General features: G+C 56.5%; 14 protein-coding genes and 2 pseudogenes. 8 read left to right on the forward strand and 8 right to left on the reverse strand.

Annotated features, from left to right (window positions below; genetic code table 11):
- Positions 1-112: 112 nt before the first annotated feature.
- Both HA43_RS09745 and amyA read right to left on the reverse strand, forming a co-directional pair.
- On the reverse strand, positions 113-796 hold the full coding sequence (locus tag HA43_RS09745) for a haloacid dehalogenase type II (protein ID WP_094111554.1): 684 nt from the start codon (positions 794-796) through the stop codon (positions 113-115).
- Positions 797-880: 84 nt separating this feature from the next.
- Positions 881-2,359 carry an alpha-amylase gene (gene amyA, locus HA43_RS09750; RefSeq protein WP_094111555.1) on the reverse strand — a complete coding sequence of 493 codons (1,479 nt, stop codon included), beginning with the start codon at positions 2,357-2,359 and terminating at the stop codon, positions 881-883.
- Positions 2,360-2,849: 490 nt separating this feature from the next.
- Here amyA and HA43_RS09755 point away from each other — a divergent pair, with 490 nt between their 5' ends.
- A complete protein-coding gene (locus tag HA43_RS09755; RefSeq protein WP_128083804.1) occupies positions 2,850-3,128 on the forward strand; it encodes a DsrE family protein in 279 nt (92 codons plus the stop codon).
- Between the two features lie 48 nt (positions 3,129-3,176).
- Here the strand turns inward: HA43_RS09755 and HA43_RS09760 are convergent, their stop codons facing one another.
- From HA43_RS09760 to HA43_RS09775, 4 genes are all read right to left on the reverse strand, one after another.
- Positions 3,177-3,614 carry an ASCH domain-containing protein gene (locus tag HA43_RS09760; protein ID WP_094111557.1) on the reverse strand — a complete coding sequence of 146 codons (438 nt, stop codon included), beginning with the start codon at positions 3,612-3,614 and terminating at the stop codon, positions 3,177-3,179.
- Complete coding sequence (locus tag HA43_RS09765; protein WP_094111558.1) at positions 3,607-4,092, reverse strand: DinB family protein; 486 nt, start codon at positions 4,090-4,092, stop codon at positions 3,607-3,609. Before HA43_RS09765 ends, HA43_RS09760 begins: the two co-directional genes overlap by 8 nt.
- Before the next feature lie 100 nt (positions 4,093-4,192).
- Positions 4,193-6,187 (reverse strand): BCCT family transporter, encoded by a 1,995-nt coding sequence (locus HA43_RS09770; RefSeq protein WP_094111559.1) that lies wholly within the window; start codon positions 6,185-6,187, stop codon positions 4,193-4,195.
- Between the two features lie 78 nt (positions 6,188-6,265).
- A complete protein-coding gene (locus HA43_RS09775) occupies positions 6,266-7,540 on the reverse strand; it encodes a DUF2254 domain-containing protein (RefSeq protein ID WP_094111560.1) in 1,275 nt (424 codons plus the stop codon).
- Positions 7,541-7,750: 210 nt separating this feature from the next.
- On the opposite strand from HA43_RS09775, the gene HA43_RS09780 reads away from it, so the two are divergent.
- Positions 7,751-8,443, forward strand: coding sequence for an aspartate/glutamate racemase family protein (locus tag HA43_RS09780; RefSeq protein ID WP_094111561.1), 693 nt, complete (start codon positions 7,751-7,753; stop codon positions 8,441-8,443).
- On the opposite strand, the gene HA43_RS09785 is transcribed toward HA43_RS09780, so the two are convergent.
- Entirely contained in the window at positions 8,426-9,022 is a 597-nt protein-coding gene (locus HA43_RS09785; RefSeq protein WP_094111562.1) for a TetR/AcrR family transcriptional regulator, read from the reverse strand. The two genes, HA43_RS09780 and HA43_RS09785, sit on opposite strands and share 18 nt — an antisense overlap.
- Before the next feature lie 103 nt (positions 9,023-9,125).
- On the opposite strand from HA43_RS09785, the pseudogene HA43_RS09790 reads away from it, so the two are divergent.
- The 3 genes and pseudogenes from HA43_RS09790 to HA43_RS09795 all read left to right on the forward strand — a co-directional run.
- A pseudogene (locus HA43_RS09790) lies at positions 9,126-9,599 on the forward strand (FIST N-terminal domain-containing protein); the annotation flags it as partial.
- Entirely contained in the window at positions 9,596-9,736 is a 141-nt protein-coding gene (locus HA43_RS18875; RefSeq protein ID WP_158086444.1) for a hypothetical protein, read from the forward strand. The pseudogene HA43_RS09790 and the gene HA43_RS18875, both read left to right, overlap by 4 nt.
- Positions 9,737-9,879: 143 nt before the next feature.
- Entirely contained in the window at positions 9,880-10,773 is an 894-nt protein-coding gene (locus HA43_RS09795) for an ABC transporter six-transmembrane domain-containing protein (protein ID WP_094111563.1), read from the forward strand.
- A 4-nt stretch (positions 10,774-10,777) separates the two neighbouring features.
- On the opposite strand, the gene HA43_RS09800 is transcribed toward HA43_RS09795, so the two are convergent.
- The gene (locus HA43_RS09800; RefSeq protein ID WP_094111564.1) at positions 10,778-11,659 is read right to left on the reverse strand and encodes a LysR family transcriptional regulator; all 882 of its coding nucleotides are present in this window, start codon (positions 11,657-11,659) and stop codon (positions 10,778-10,780) included.
- Positions 11,660-11,763: 104 nt separating this feature from the next.
- Between HA43_RS09800 and budA the strand changes: the two genes are divergently transcribed.
- The 3 genes and pseudogenes from budA (at position 11,764) to HA43_RS09815 (ending at position 15,034) form a co-directional block, all read left to right on the forward strand.
- On the forward strand, positions 11,764-12,546 hold the full coding sequence (budA, locus tag HA43_RS09805) for an acetolactate decarboxylase (protein WP_094111565.1): 783 nt from the start codon (positions 11,764-11,766) through the stop codon (positions 12,544-12,546).
- 14 nt (positions 12,547-12,560) lie between these two features.
- The gene (gene alsS / locus HA43_RS09810) at positions 12,561-14,240 is read left to right on the forward strand and encodes an acetolactate synthase AlsS (protein WP_094111566.1); all 1,680 of its coding nucleotides are present in this window, start codon (positions 12,561-12,563) and stop codon (positions 14,238-14,240) included.
- Positions 14,241-14,261: 21 nt separating this feature from the next.
- Positions 14,262-15,034 (forward strand): annotated as a pseudogene (locus tag HA43_RS09815) ((S)-acetoin forming diacetyl reductase).
- The last annotated feature ends 52 nt before the right edge of the window (positions 15,035-15,086 follow it).

The following is a 15,086-nucleotide window of genomic DNA, read 5'->3' on the forward strand; positions in this document are numbered from 1 at the left end:
TTAGCGCCGGTTTTAATCCTTAATCAGAGCCACGGCCTTTCTGCCTCTCAGTCAGGCGAGCTTTAAACTCTGGATACGCTTTTGATAAGTTTCGATAATCATCATCGCCGTTTTACGCTTGTCTATCAACTGCAATGATCTGTTCTGCTATTGCCTGTAAATCATCACCGCAGATATCGGGCTGTTTGCCCAGCAATAGCGGCGCGTTACCGGAGCGGGTAAGCAGGGCACCTTTCCAGCCACAGGCCATAGCGCCAATAATATCCCAGGCGTGCGTGGCTATCATTCTGAGCGCAGCAGGAGGCTGATCCAGCGCCTGACTGACACTCTGATAAGCGGCAGCGGCAGGTTTGAAACAGCCGCTCAGCTCAACGGAGAACTGCTGTGAAAAAAATGGTGCCAGTCCGGATTGCGCCAGCACTTTTTTGCCCGCTTCTGCCGATGAGTTCGTGAACGTCACCATTTCAAAACCTGCAGTACGAAGTTTTTCCAGCGCGGGCAGCGCATCAGGATGAGCGGGTAATGCCGCCATCTCCTCCTGAAACCGCGTTATCTGTGCTGGAGTGAGCGCTGTATTGCGGATAGTGGCTACCATTTTCAACACGGCAACCGCCAGTTCACCAAATGGCACATAGCGACCGCTTAAGGTGAGCGTCTGGGAGTAGAGGATCTGTTCTGCAAACCACTGACGCATCACCTGCGTATCGCCAAACGTGTCCAGAAAAAAATCATCCAGAGACGTCAGATCGAGCAGCGTTTCATTGACATCAAATACCAGCAGGGTGCTCTCTTTCATTATTGTCTGCGTACCTTTTTTGCATAAAACGTATTGCTGCAGAGCACAACGTGCGGGCTGCCAGAGGCGCAGCCCGCACGGATATTACTCAATAACCCAGACGCTGACGCTGCCGCCGTTGCAGGTGAATACCGCTTCACCCTGTTCACTGGTGGTGATCGTCTCGTCGCGATTGCCAAGGAAATCGCGCCAGTTTTTGCCGGCGTAATTTTCTCCCAGCGTCAGCGTTTTCTCTCCGCTGTCGCCGTTGGACATCACGACCACGCAGCCTGGCTCATCTTCCGTGCCGCTGCGGCTGAATGCGATGCAGTTAGGGTGATCAAACCACAGCGTCTGCACCCCGTGTGCAAAACGCTGGCGCGCAATCATCAGCCGATCGAGCTTGTCGATCACCGGCATCTCAACGTGATGCGTTTCGCCATCGCTGCCGGTATCCTCGTAGCTGGCGCCGTAGAGATCCGGATAGAACACGCACGGCACACCGTTTTCACGCAGCAAAATCAGCGCATAGGCGAGCGGCTTGAACCAGGCCTCTACCGGCGCTTCAAGCGCCTGCAGCGGCTGTGTATCGTGGTTAGCAACGATAGTAACGGCGTGGAACGGATCGGCTTCTACCAGCGTACCGGAGAAAATCTGGCTCATGTCGTAACTGCTGCCCTGCTTAGAGGCTTCATGAAACTTCATATGCAGTGGCGCATCGAAGAGCAGCGTTTTGCCCTCAACCTGATTGATATACTGCTGCAGTTTATCCAGCTCAAACGACCAGTACTCCGCCACGATAAACAGCGGCTTTTCAGAGACCTCCTGTACATGGTCAATCCACTCTTTGTAGAACCAGGCCGGAATATGTTTAACCGCATCCAGGCGGAATCCGTCGCACTGGGTGGTTTCCATCATCCAGCGCGCCCAGTATTTGATCTCTTCCGTCGCCGAGCGGTTGCGGAAATCGATATTGGACCCCATCAGATAATCAAAGTTACCCAGTTCATTATCAACCTGATCGTTCCAGCCCTCGCCGGTATAGTCGTTCACAATCTTAAACACGCCATCTTCATCGGGATTTTCGATGTGATCAACGCCGCTGAAGCACTTGTAGTCCCAGATAAACTTTGAATACTTTCCGGCACGAACCGGGAAGGTGTAGCGCGTCCAGGCATCACACTCCACCACCTCTTCGTGGATTTGTGAGCGATCCTGCTCGTCGACCCGGTTGACCAGAATGCGTTCTTTCTCATCGGCGCCCATTTTGTGGTTAACCACCACATCCATCAGCACCGCAATCTGATGCTGATGGAGCGTATCAATCGCCGCATGGAGCTGCGCTTTGTCTCCATATTTAGTGGCAACGGTGCCTTTCTGATCAAACTCACCCAGGTCAAACAGATCGTAAGTGTCATAGCCGACTGAACTGCCGCCTGAAGCACCTTTGTAGGCTGGTGGCAGCCAGATCATATTGATACCAGATTCGCTCATATGCGCTGCCCGTTCGGCCAGCTCAGGCCAGAGCTGGCCGCCTTCGGGGTAATACCAGTGAAATGCCTGTAACAGGGTTGGATTTTTCATCGCCGGGCTCCGTTTATAGTCAAAAGAATTATGGAGCGGGAATGGAAAAGCGCGCGAATATTCAGCGGCCACCGCACTTTTTGCTGTTGCAACAGCAGGACCGGCATGGGATGTGCATTACTCTTAAAAACAGGCCAGCCGCTTTGCAGCGGCGTTTTTTAATTTATGCTGACCCCGCCATTTGCTAATGCGGAACGCACATGACCCGATATTTCTCTTTCTGTTCGCTTATTGTTCTCGCCTCTCTTTACGCAACGCAGGGAGTGCATGCGGATACGCCCGGGACGCCGCTCGTTGCCGGCTACGGTAAGCTTTATGACACTCCTGACGCGGCTTTTCAGCCCGACAGGACGCAGCACTACAAGCTGGTTTTTAAAGTGAGCGAGGCGGCCAGCAATGCCGCGGATATTAATCCCGGCCTGAATGAAGTGGCGCGCGTCATCAATCTTTACGGTCGTTCCGGCGTGCCGGCTAATCAGCTGGACGCGTGGTGGCAGTTAACGGCGGCGCCACGCCCGCTATGCTGGATGAGCAGCACTACCGGAAGCTGTTCGGCGCGGCTAATCCTAACCTGCAGCTGATAAAAGCGCTGAACGATGCGGGCGTAAAAGTGACGCTGTGCAGTCAGGCGCTGGCGTGGCATCATTACGATCCGCGCTGGGTCGCTTCATCCGTTATCACTACCCCCTCAGCGCTGACCACGATGACCGTGCTGCAGAACCAGGGCTACGCGCTACTGGATACGCAGGGGGCCGGAAAGGTTGAATAATCCCTGCTGATTGATGCTGGAGATGAATTATGCAGAGAAAATAGAGATTCAGGTACGCTCAATGCTGGCCTGACAGGCGACTACCTCAATCAGCTCAAACTCTGCAGCCACCAGCTCCATACGTTCATCAAAAACGCCACTGCTTTCAAAGAAGCGCTGGTGCTCCTGACGCCAGTAGCGGAGGCTCAGATCGCCTTCACCCTCTTTACGGGCAAACGCTTCGGTGACGTCGCAGAAGCGTATCAGCTGCAGACTGACGATGCGGACTACGCAAACCGGTTGATTGCGGCCGTCGAGGACGATGCTGTAGCGGCCGACAGATGGTGCTTCAGCATCATCCTGAAAAGCAGCCAGCGAACTGCAGGTAGCGGTTTTCCTGCCCTCTGTAATCAGTTTCGCCAGGGTATCTGCCAGGGCAGGGGAATCACCAAACGTCCAGCTCAGCGCCTGCGGGTATTTCGCTTTAAGTGCAGTTATCTTAGTCATTATGATCTCGCAAAAAGACCGCCAGCACATCCTTCGGTGGCGTAACGCCGCATTCTGATAAGAGCCAGCCCACAGCACCGCGATGGTAGGTGCCGTGAAACAGCATATGGTTGATCATCTCTTCAGCCTGCATTTCTCCGGCGCCACCATCCACAAAACGAAAGCGGATCGCCTGAGCGAGATCGGCTTCATTAAGCGTGGCGACATGCTTCAGGTACCAGCGAGTGGTCTCCGACAGAGCGTGCATCAGTTCTTCAACGGCAGGCGTTTCAGGGGTATTCAGTGCGGTGTAACCGTGTTGCTCACCGGTGAGGTTGGCTTTGAAAATAGCGTCCACGACATAGACGTGGTTCATCAGGCGCAATGCCAGATGACGTTTTTCCGCAAACTGTGCGGCATCAATGTCAGAAATTGCCTGCAGGGTGGCGGCATCTATCCATAATTTATAGCGGAGAAGGGTGGTCAGGGTGCTGCTCATGGTTTCATCCTGAAAAAGGCAGAGGCCCATCATAGCAGCAAAAAAAATGGCCGAACAACAAAAAAGAGGAGCCAGGCTCCTCTTTGGTCATGCAGTCACATTAACGCACAATGTGCAGGAAGTACAGGTGCTTCTCATACTGGTCGAGGATATCGTTAATGATCTGCTCCTGATTCCAGCCCATCACGTCATAATCCTGGCCGCCCTCTTTGAGATAGACCACCGCACGGTAATATTTCTGCTCTTCTGCCTTGTCGCTGGCTGACATACCCGCCAGCGCAAAAGCGGGCTGCAGATAGGGGCGCGCGCGAACTTCGTAAACGAAGTTAAGCTCCTGTCCCAGATCCACCTCAAATCGCACGCGATCGTCTTCATCGGCCCGGGTATGCGACGGGGTGTTTTGCTTTGCCAGCTCCTGCTCGACCATCTCCATCGCCGGGTAGATCACCTCAGTCATAAAGCGCTTTACCTGCGAGCGTTTCGGGAAATAGGCGATATTACGTAAACGACGCTGCCACGGGATCGGGTTACGTGCAGCCGTGGGCGCGATGGTGGCAATCTGTTTGCTCTCTCGCTTCCAGGCATCAATGCGAAGCGCTTTAAGCAACCCATACATCGACATCAGCAGGATGATGGCAAACGGCAGGGCGCTGGCGATGGTCACAACCTGCAGCGCTTTCATGCCGCCAGCTAACAGTAAGGTGATGGCCACGACGCCCATCAGCGCGGACCAGAAAATACGCTGCCAGACTGGCGTTTGATCGATGCCCCCTGAAGCAAGCGTATCGACAACCATCGCCCCGGAGTCAGCGGACGTGACAAAAAAGACCACTACCATGGCGACGGCAATGCAGGAGAGGGCAAAACTGAATGGAAAATGCTCCAGAAAATTAAATAGCGCGAGCGTTTGATCGCTCATCACTATCTGTGCCAGATCGGTGGCGCCCTGCTGCATAATCATCCAGATTGCGCTGTTACCAAAGAAGGTCATCCAGAGCAGCGTAAAGCCCGCCGGCACAAACAGTACGCCGGTGACAAATTCACGGATGGTACGACCGCGCGATACGCGGGCAATGAACATGCCGACAAAGGGTGACCAGGCCAGCCACCATCCCCAGTAGAACAGCGTCCAGCCGCCCAGCCACTTACTCGATTTAGGCTCATAGGCATACAGATTGAACGTTTTCGTTACCAGTTCGGAAAGATAGCCGCCGGTATTCTCCACAAACGACTTCAGCAGCAGCACCGTTGGCCCCAGCGTGCCGACCAGGATCAGCAGCAGCACCGCCAGACCGAGGTTTATTTCCGATAAAATACGGATACCTTTGTCCAGCCCGGAGACAACGGACAGTGTCGCCAGTGCAGTAATTACCACAATCAGAATCACCTGCATGGTAGCGCTGACCGGTAAACCAAACAGATGATTAAGGCCGGCGTTAACCTGCAGCACGCCGTAGCCCAGTGAGGTGGCCACACCCAGCACCGTACCAATCACCGCAAAAATATCTACGGCATGCCCCATCCAGCCATAAATGCGGTCACCGATAATCGGATAGAGCGCTGAGCGCAGCGTCAGCGGTAATCCATGACGATAGCTAAAGAACGCCAGGATCAGCGCCACAATCGCATATATCGACCAGGCGTGCAGGCCCCAGTGGAAGAATGTGATACGCAACGCTTCCCGCGCCGCATTGACGGTTTCCGGCTCGCCTGACGGCGGTGCCATATAGTGCATCACCGGCTCAGCTACGCCGAAAAACATCAGCCCTATTCCCATACCGGCAGAAAACAACATGGCAAACCAGGAGTGATAACTGAAGTCAGGTTCGGCGTGATCGGGCCCGAGTTTAATATCACCATAGCGCGATACCCCCAGGTAGATCACGGTCAGCAAAATCAGCGCAACGGCGAGAATATAAAACCAGCTGGCATTAGCAAACAGCGACGTCTGCAGGGCGGTGAGCTGGGTATCCGCCTGTTCAGGAAAGAGCGCGGCAAAGGCGACCAGGATAAAAATCAGGGCGGCTGAAGTGAAAAAGACCGGCGGGTTGATGTGGCTTCGCTTTTTTTGGATGTCCGTTTCTGATGTTGGCATAAGTATCCTGCATAACGTGAATGAAGACCAAATGTAACAATCAGTATGGAAGAGTAAAAGCGATACGCCAGCAGGTGCTTAAAAACCAGGCTGACCGCATGAGGTTTTTCCCGAACTCGCCCAGATGGCTGCACGCTCCACGGCGATTTTATCTGCTTCACAGCTCATGACCCTATTTGCGCGTGCCAGTGCAAGCCTGGAATGGCGCTGTGCATCAGCGGCGTAACGGTGCGGCGCGATCAGCGCCAGTGCCTGAAGCGATTTCTGCAGACGAATTTGTACCTCAGCCAGTCCTGCGCCATCGCGCCCGACAGCGGTGAACACATCATCAAACATATCGCTGATTTGGGCGGGCCGGATAAACAGGCGCGGCCAGGCGACTTCATCAGAAGCCGGAGGAACAGGATGGCCGAATAGCCTGACAGCACGGCCAATAATATCTATGGCAGTGCCGGGATCGTTAACGGCTGGGGAAAGTGCGCGTGAGGCGATTTCTGCGAGCACGCAGAGGCCAAAGCGCGGGTCCTGCTCATAAGAGCGCTGCTCACCAGAGGTAAATGCACTCTGCAGATGATCCTGATCTTCTGCAGATATCGGCTGGGTGCACCACAGCAGGGGCGATCCCGGATGAACAAAGCTGCCGGGCTGAGCCGCCAGATAGAGGCGCACCTGCTGCTGTTCAGCCCAGTCGCTGAGCCGTTGCAAATCGATATGCTGCAGGTATCCAATAGCTTCCGGCAGAAGCGGATGGGGCAGTGCCGCTGCGGGCAGCTCACCCTGCCAGGCTGAGCCACCCATGCTGGGGTTCTGTAATCGTTCAGTCAGCGCCGCGCGGGTTGCCTGCTCAACGCGCTGAGAGGTTTCGCCCAGGCTGCCAAAGTTAGCGAGATGCTGGATCCAGCGCAGCAGGGTGATCACAATCATGGCGATCACCAGCAGCGTCACAAAGAACAGCACCACCCGCCCCTGTGTGCCGTATGCGCCCATACCCAGCGCGATGATCCCCACCAGGCTGTAGAGAAACGAGCCGATGAACGTCGCCAGCACATTCTGCGTGGTGCGATCTTCCATCAGCAGACTGGTGGCACGCGGCGTCACGCTGCTGCTCGCGGAGTTATAGGCTGTCACCATGATATTCAGCGAAAACGTTGTGACTGCCAGCATACTGGAAGCGAGGATAGCCAGAATCTCATCCACGGCCTCACTGCCAATCAGACCCGATACGGAGGCAGGAATAAACGGTTTCACCGCGATAGCCACCAGCGCGGTTATCACCGCCAGTACCGCAAACAGCGAGCTGCGAAACCAGAGCTGTTTAGTCAGCTGGCGCAGTAACCATTGTGTTTTGGACATCGTATTCTCTGTGGTTATAGACCGATCGTCAGGCGCACCTCAGACGGCATCAGGAGGCTTGCCGCAGCACAGGCGGATAGCACTGATGATCCTGGAAAAAGTGAGCCCGCGGATGACATCGTCGCTTTGAGTGTGCGATAAAACACCATAGTCGATATATACGCAGCGTGCATAACTGTCCGGCAGCCCAGAGAAGGAAAATCACAAGCAATGAAAACCATCGGTATTCTGGGCGGAATGTCTGCTGCCTCAACGCAAACCTACTATCGTCAGCTATGCGAGCTGACGCGCCAGCAGCTGGGTGGCCTGCACTCGCCGGAGCTGCTGATTCGATCGCTCGACTTTGCGCGCATTGAGCAGCTGCAGGCGAGCGGGCAGTGGGCGGCGGCCGGGGAGATCCTCAACGCAGAGGCGCACGCGCTGGCACGCGGCGGCGCAGATTTTATCGTGCTGGCCACTAATACCATGCACAAACTGGCTGACGTCATGATGAAAGATGTCGCTGTTCCGCTACTGCATATCGCCGATGCTACCGCTGAGCGCATCGTGGCGTCGGGACTGCGCGCGCCGGGCCTGATCGCCACCGCCTTTACCATGGAGCAGCAGTTCTACCGTCAGCGGCTGGAAGCGGCCGGACTGCAGCCGCTTATCCCGGATAGCGGCGATCGCGCCAGCGTGCACCACATTATTTATGATGAGCTGTGCAAAGATATCACCACTACAGCCAGCCGCGAGGCGTTTGAGCAGGTGGCTGAACGGCTGGTCGCGCAGGGCGCGGATTGCATGATCCTCGGCTGTACCGAGGTCGGGATGCTGCTTAATCCGCGTAATGTGTCAGTTCCCGTCTTTGATACCACGCAGATCCACTGCGAAGCGGCGCTGGCGTTAGCGCTGGCCCCCTGAGGCCGGCTGCAGCGCCAGCCGGATGAACGCGGTGATATCCCTCATCGCCTGCCGATGCTTCTCTGCTGAGGGAGTGATGCTCAGCACCTCAGCGTAACCATTGAGCATAGCGCTGAGCTGGCGGGTCACCCGGGCTGCATCAGCGGTGTGAAAGCGCTGCTGCTCCACTCCCTGCTGAATCATGCCGCCAATCAGTGCGCTCCAGCTGGCGATATTCTTTTCAGCGAGTGCGGCCCAGGCGTCATTGTTCGCCGCCATCTGCCAGAGTGAATCGTAGAGCTTCCACGTTGCATCCACACTATCGGGCAGGTAGATCTCTGCCAGCCGGAGAAGCTGCTGCTCCGGCGCCAGTTCTTCAGCTTCGCGCGTGAACTGTGCGATCTCCTGCGCCATAAAGCGCTCAAGCGCCGCCAGCGAGAGCGCCTGCCAGTTACTGAAGTAGTGGTAGATATGGCTGCGCGACAGCCCAAGTTGCTCAGTGACGTCACGGGTCGTGACGCCGGCAATGCCTTTTTCAATAAACAGCGCCACAGCGGTATCAAGAATACGGTGCTTTAACTCGTCGGTATTTTTCTTCATCTGCGCTTTTGCATTCCGGCCACAATACAGGGCGCATGGTAGCAGATATGCCAGAGATTGCCGCGTTTAATCATTGGTGTGGTCTATAACAGCAATTGCTGAAGATTGTGCCGGGCAGGAGGGCAGCTGGCTCTGGCTGCCTGATTCACTGGTCGCTGAACATGAAACACATATCGTCGATTTGCATCTGGAAGATACGCACAGCGTTATCGACCGTATCAGCGCCATCCAGCGCGACCTGGCCGCCCTTCAGCTGCGTATGCCGCTCTCTGCCGATCGCACCTTTGCCATGATCTACTGCGACGGCTTATCTGCCTCAGAAGGCTTTTTTATGCAGGCCTGGTATAACAGCGGCCGCTTTCCCTGTCTGGCCATCGGTGGCTCTGCAGGCGGGCGCGTGACGTTTGATGGTACGTGGATAGGTGCGGGTGGACGGGTGCTGCAGGGGAAAGCGGTGGTGTTCTGCCGCATGGCGGCCGGTAAATCATTTGCGCCGTTCAAAAGCCAGAATTTTACGCCGCTGGATAAAAGCTGGCTGATCGCAGCCTGCACGCGGCGTCTGCTATCGCAGCCATGAGCCAGCAGACGCGCAGTGAACGGGCTGACATTTCACAACATCTGCAAAGCCTGCGCACGATGACGGCCGGTATGGATGCGATGCAGGCCGCCGTTGACGAACTGAACGTGCTGCAAAAGCTTTCGGCCGAACGTTAATCTGTCTTCCCCGGGCGCATGACTGGCTGCGCCCGATTCTTCCGGTTTCAGCCTGACAACAGATTGACTTTGAGCAACTGCTCAAATAGACTCGATCTCAATTTGAGCAGCCGCTCAAATATTTAATAACCTCAGATGAATCTATGAAAATCCTCAGTGCAAAACATCCTCAGCAGGCTCCGACAGGCGCGGCCGCCATGCTTAAAATGCTGGGAATGCGCCACAGTAAAAAACTGATTATTACACTCGGGCTGGTAGTTGCCGAAAACGCACTCTATCTGCTTTACCCGTTACTGGCGGGGTTTGCCGTCAACGCCATACTGGCGGGTAACGCGCTGCATGCGGTGCTTTATGCCGTGATGGTGCTGGTTATGTGGCTGATTGGTGCCGCACGACGCAGCATTGATACCCGTACCTTTGCCCGCATTTATGCAGAAATGGCCGTACCGGTGATCCTCGCTCAGCGTCGTGAAAACAATCGCGCTTCCATGGTGGCCGCCCGGGTGACGCTGTCACGTGAGTTTGTCGACTTTTTTGAAAAGCATCTGCCGGTGCTGATCACCTCAGTAGCCTCCATCGCTGGTGCGGCGGGTATGCTGCTGCTGATTGAGTTCTGGTCAGGCGTGGCGTGCCTCGGCATTCTGCTGTTTTTTGCGCTGTTTCTGAAAGGATTCACACGTAAGAATGAGCAGCTGTTTCTGCGCCTGAATAACCGGCTGGAAAAAGAGGTCGATCTGGTGAGTCACGCGCCCGCCTCACCGCTGGTACGGCACTATCGCGTCCTGGCCCGGCTGCGGATCTGCCTCTCCGATCGCGAAGCGTTCGGCTATCTGGCCATTGGCAGCGTAGCCGCGCTGCTGTTTGGCAGCACCATCCTGGTGATGAGCCTGAGAGGTGGCGTGGAGGCGGGGCACGTCTACTCTGTCATGACCTATATGTGGATGTTTGCCATGAGCCTTGATGACGCCCCTCAGCTGCTGGAAAAATATTCTCAGCTGAAGGATATCGGACGCCGGGTAAACAGCGGTCAGGTCTGATGCGTCACCCTTCGCTGACCAGGCTCAGCAGATGCAGCACGCTTTTGCTGGGGTGATTACGCCGCCAGGCAAACGCGATATCCGTAAACAGCGTATTGTTCTCAATCTCGCAAAACCGCAGCTGCGGATTGCTGATACAGCAGAGTGAAGCGGGCACCAGCGCAATGCCGCTGCCGGCCGCGACCATGCCCAGCGAAGAGGCGATCTGCGGGGCCTGCTGAAAGCGACTGGCGCAAAAGCCGGCGCGCAGGCAGGTACTGACAATCAGCTCATAGAGGCTGGGCGCCACCTCGCGTGGAAACATAATCAGCGTCTCTTCCGCCAGCTGCGTCAGTGCCAGGCTTGCCTGCTGGCTCAGCGCATGCCCGGCCGGCAGCGCAATCATCATACGTTCAGTCGCGATAACCCGCAGATTGAAAGCTTTGCTGCTTTCGCACGGCAGACGGATAAACGCAGCATCCAGCAGGCCGTCACGCAGATCCTGCATCAGCAGCGCCATATTCTCTTCGCGGGTGATAAGCTCCATCGCCGGATAGCGCGCCCTGAAGCGCCCGATAAGTTCAAACACCGGCGAACCAAACGCAACGGAGCTGGCAAAACCCAGCGACATCTGACCGCTCATTCCCCGCGCCACGCCGCGCGCTTTCTCCAGCGCGTGGTCTGCCAGCTGCACAATCTGCAGCGCATCAGGCAAAAATGCGCGTCCCGCTTCCGTCAGCTCAACGCCGCGCGTGAGGCGTTTCAGCAGCGGCGTCCCTATCTCATGCTCCAGACGCTGGATCTGCTGACTTAGCGGTGGCTGAGAAATACCGAGCATCTCAGCTGCACGGGTAAAGTGCAGCGTTTCGGCAACGGCAACAAAATAACGCAGATGGCGCAGTTCCATATCAAAAACGTCTCAAAGCTGGCAGCTTTCGCTATTGGATTCTGTGAGCAGGCTGGCTCATTCTGATATTAACACGGCTTAACTATCAGTTTGCGAGGCAGTAAATGTATGATTTTGTATCTGCTTGTTCATGTGAAGAACAGCTCAGGAAAACCGCTGATCAGCTGGCCAGTCAATCAGCAGAAAAGGTTATCTATCAGACCTCGCTGATGAGCGCACTGCTGCACGGCGTCTATGACGGTACGACAACCGTTGCCCGGCTGCTGGAGAAGGGCGATTTTGGTCTCGGCACCTTTAATCAGCTTGATGGCGAACTGATCGCCTTTGATCGCCAGGTCTGGCAGCTACGTGCTGACGGCAGCGCCCGTCCGGCCCATCCGGATCAGCAATCCCCGTTTGCGGTCATGACCTTTTTCACCCCGGAACACCAGCACCATTTCAGCGAAAAATGCAGTCGTGAAGAGGTACACCGCGTCATCGATAGCGTGATTACCTCGGATAATCATTTTTGCGCGCTGCGTATCAGCGGCGACTTTGTCTCGGTGCAGACGCGCACCGTGCCCTGCCAGTGCCGCCCCTATCGTTCAATGCCTGACGTACTGGGCAACCAGCCCACGTTTGATTTTCGTCAGCGCACCGGCGAACTGATCGGTTTTCGCACGCCGCAATATATGCAGGGCATCAATGTCGCGGGTTATCACGAGCATTTTATTACCGATGACCGGCAGGGCGGTGGCCACATTCTCGACTATGTGCTGGCGCAGGGCACGCTGACCTTTGGCGCAATCAGCAAACTGGTGATCGACTTACCGCAGGATCGCGACTTTCTGCAGGCCAATCTGACCCCTGACAACCTGGATGAAGCTATCCGCTCCGTTGAAAGTTAATAACCGAGGTAATGATGAAAGAAATTAAAACCCAAACGAGCTGGCGCAGCGGGGCAGATCTGGTCGTTGCGCAGCTGGAAACCCAGGGCGTAAAGCATGTGTTTGGCATTCCCGGTGCGAAAATCGACAAGGTATTCGATTCGCTGGTGGATTCGCGCATTGAACTGATCCCGGTGCGTCATGAGGCAAATGCCGCTTTCATGGCTGCAGCGGTCGGGCGGCTCACCGGCAACGCAGGCGTCGCGCTGGTCACCTCCGGGCCTGGCTGTTCCAACCTGGTAACCGGTATGGCAACCGCCACCAGCGAGGGCGATCCGGTGGTGGCGATTGGCGGCGCGGTAAAACGGTCGGACAGCGCAAAACAGGTTCACCAGAGCATGGATACGGTACCGATATTTCGCCCGGTCACCCGATTTGCCGTCGAAGTCACCGACGCGTCTGCCCTGGCAGAATGCGTGTCTAACGCGTTTCGTCACGCGGAAAACGGGCGCGGTGGCGGGGCGTTCCTTAGCCTGCCGCAGGATATCGTCGATCAGCCGGTGACCGGCAGCCTGCTGCAGCATAAGGCACGCGTTACGCTGGGCGCCGCGCCAGACTCGCTGGTGGATGCGGTAAGCCGCGAAATTGCCCGCGCAAAAAATCCGGTGATCCTGCTGGGACTAATGGCGAGTCAGCCGGAGAACAGCGCGGCCATCCATGAGCTGCTGAGCAGAAGCCATATTCCGGTGACCAGTACCTATCAGGCGGCGGGCGCGGTACGGCAGGAACATTTCTCGCGCTTTGCCGGGCGAATCGGCCTGTTTAATAATCAGGCGGGCGATCGTCTGCTGCAGCAGGCTGACCTGATCATCACCATCGGCTACAGCCCGGTAGAGTATGAGCCGGCGATGTGGAACCGCGGCAACGCGCTCCTGGTGCATATCGATGTGCTGCCCGCCGAGACCGATAACCGCTACCTGCCCGATGCGGAGCTGGTAGGGGACATTGCACAAACCGTACGCAACATTGCGGCACGTATTGACTCGCCGCTACAGCTCAGCACCGCTGCAGCAGCCATTCTTGATGACCGGCAGCATCAGCGGCAGCTGCTGGCACTGCAGGGCGCAAGCCTTGACCAGTTTGCGCTGCATCCGCTGCGTATCGTGCGTGCAATGCAGGACATCATTAACAGCGATGTCAGTCTGACAGTGGATATGGGCAGCTTTCATATCTGGATCGCCCGCTATCTTTACAGTTTCCGCGCACGGCAAATCATGATTTCTAACGGCCAGCAGACTATGGGCGTTGCGCTGCCGTGGGCGATTGGGGCCTGGCTGGTTGATCCTGCCCGTAAAGTGGTGTCGGTCTCCGGCGATGGCGGCTTCCTGCAATCCAGCATGGAGCTTGAGACGGCGGTGCGGCTTAACGCCAATATTCTGCACATTATCTGGGTGGATAACGCCTACAACATGGTGGCCATTCAGGAGGAGAAAAAATATCAGCGCGTTTCCGGGGTGAACTTCGGCCCGGTAGATTTCAAAGCCTACGCTGAGGCGTTTGGCGCTGCCGGCTTCTCCGTTAACAGCGCAGCAGAGCTGGAGCCAGTGCTGCGCCGGGCCATGGACGTGAACGGTCCGGCCGTGGTCGCCATTCCGGTTGACTACAGCGATAACCCGCTGCTGATGGGTCAGCTGCACCTCAGCCAGCTGCTTTAATAACCTGAAAAGGAGAATACGATGAAAACCAGAGTGGCATTTGTGACCGGGGCCGGTCAGGGCATTGGCGCGGCGATTGCGCGGCGGCTGGCACAGGACGGGTTTGCCGTAGCGGTCAGCGATTACAATGCGCAAACCGCGCAGCAGGTGGCTGACCAGATTGTCAGCGCTGGCGGCAGGGCTATCGCGCTGCAGGCTGACGTGGCAAAGCGCGACCAGGTCTTTCGCGCAACAGAGGAGGCACGTCAGGCGCTTGGCGGATTTGATGTCATTGTGAACAACGCCGGGGTCGCTCCCTCCACGCCGATTGCGGAGATCACCGAAGAGGTGGTGGATAAGGTTTATGACATCAATGTGAAAGGGGTGATCTGGGGCATTCAGGCGGCGGTCCAGCCTTTGCGGCAGAGGGGCACGGCGGCAAAATTATCAACGCCTGCTCGCAGGCGGGACACACCGGTAATCCGGAGCTGGCGGTCTACAGCTCCAGTAAATTTGCCGTGCGGGGCCTGACTCAAACCGCCGCGCGCGACCTCGCACCGGCAGGCATTACGGTAAACGCATTCTGTCCGGGAATTGTGAAAACGCCGATGTGGGAAGCTATCGATCGGCAAATTTCCGCAGCGGCAGGCCAGCCGGAGGGATATGGCACACAGGAATTTGCTAAACGCATCACGCTGGGGCGCCTGTCAGAACCGGAAGATGTTGCCGCCTGCGTGGCGTTCCTGGCTGGCCCCGACTCCGATTATATGACCGGGCAGTCGCTGCTGATTGATGGCGGTATGGTGTTCAGTTAAGACCTGAGAGGCGTCGCGCCGTGCGGCACTGACGGCGCGGCGCTCCCTTCTA

Origin of the sequence: Pantoea eucrina, from assembly GCF_002095385.1 — a bacterium.
In the GTDB taxonomy this organism is placed as follows: Bacteria; Pseudomonadota; Gammaproteobacteria; order Enterobacterales; family Enterobacteriaceae; genus Pantoea; species Pantoea eucrina.

What these genes read in the sequence shown, in the direction of transcription:
- HA43_RS18875 (WP_158086444.1), top strand. Translation starts at nt 9,596, where the DNA reads ATGAGCCAGCAGACGCGCAGTGAACGGGCTGACATTTCACAACATCTG.
- HA43_RS09785 (WP_094111562.1), bottom strand. Translation starts at nt 9,022, where the DNA reads ATGAAGAAAAATACCGACGAGTTAAAGCACCGTATTCTTGATACCGCT.
- alsS (WP_094111566.1), top strand. Translation starts at nt 12,561, where the DNA reads ATGAAAGAAATTAAAACCCAAACGAGCTGGCGCAGCGGGGCAGATCTG.
- amyA (WP_094111555.1), bottom strand. Translation starts at nt 2,359, where the DNA reads ATGAAAAATCCAACCCTGTTACAGGCATTTCACTGGTATTACCCCGAA.
- HA43_RS09780 (WP_094111561.1), top strand. Translation starts at nt 7,751, where the DNA reads ATGAAAACCATCGGTATTCTGGGCGGAATGTCTGCTGCCTCAACGCAA.
- HA43_RS09765 (WP_094111558.1), bottom strand. Translation starts at nt 4,092, where the DNA reads ATGAGCAGCACCCTGACCACCCTTCTCCGCTATAAATTATGGATAGAT.
- HA43_RS09770 (WP_094111559.1), bottom strand. Translation starts at nt 6,187, where the DNA reads ATGCCAACATCAGAAACGGACATCCAAAAAAAGCGAAGCCACATCAAC.
- HA43_RS09745 (WP_094111554.1), bottom strand. Translation starts at nt 796, where the DNA reads ATGAAAGAGAGCACCCTGCTGGTATTTGATGTCAATGAAACGCTGCTC.
- HA43_RS09795 (WP_094111563.1), top strand. Translation starts at nt 9,880, where the DNA reads ATGAAAATCCTCAGTGCAAAACATCCTCAGCAGGCTCCGACAGGCGCG.
- HA43_RS09775 (WP_094111560.1), bottom strand. Translation starts at nt 7,540, where the DNA reads ATGTCCAAAACACAATGGTTACTGCGCCAGCTGACTAAACAGCTCTGG.
- HA43_RS09760 (WP_094111557.1), bottom strand. Translation starts at nt 3,614, where the DNA reads ATGACTAAGATAACTGCACTTAAAGCGAAATACCCGCAGGCGCTGAGC.
- HA43_RS09800 (WP_094111564.1), bottom strand. Translation starts at nt 11,659, where the DNA reads ATGGAACTGCGCCATCTGCGTTATTTTGTTGCCGTTGCCGAAACGCTG.
- budA (WP_094111565.1), top strand. Translation starts at nt 11,764, where the DNA reads ATGTATGATTTTGTATCTGCTTGTTCATGTGAAGAACAGCTCAGGAAA.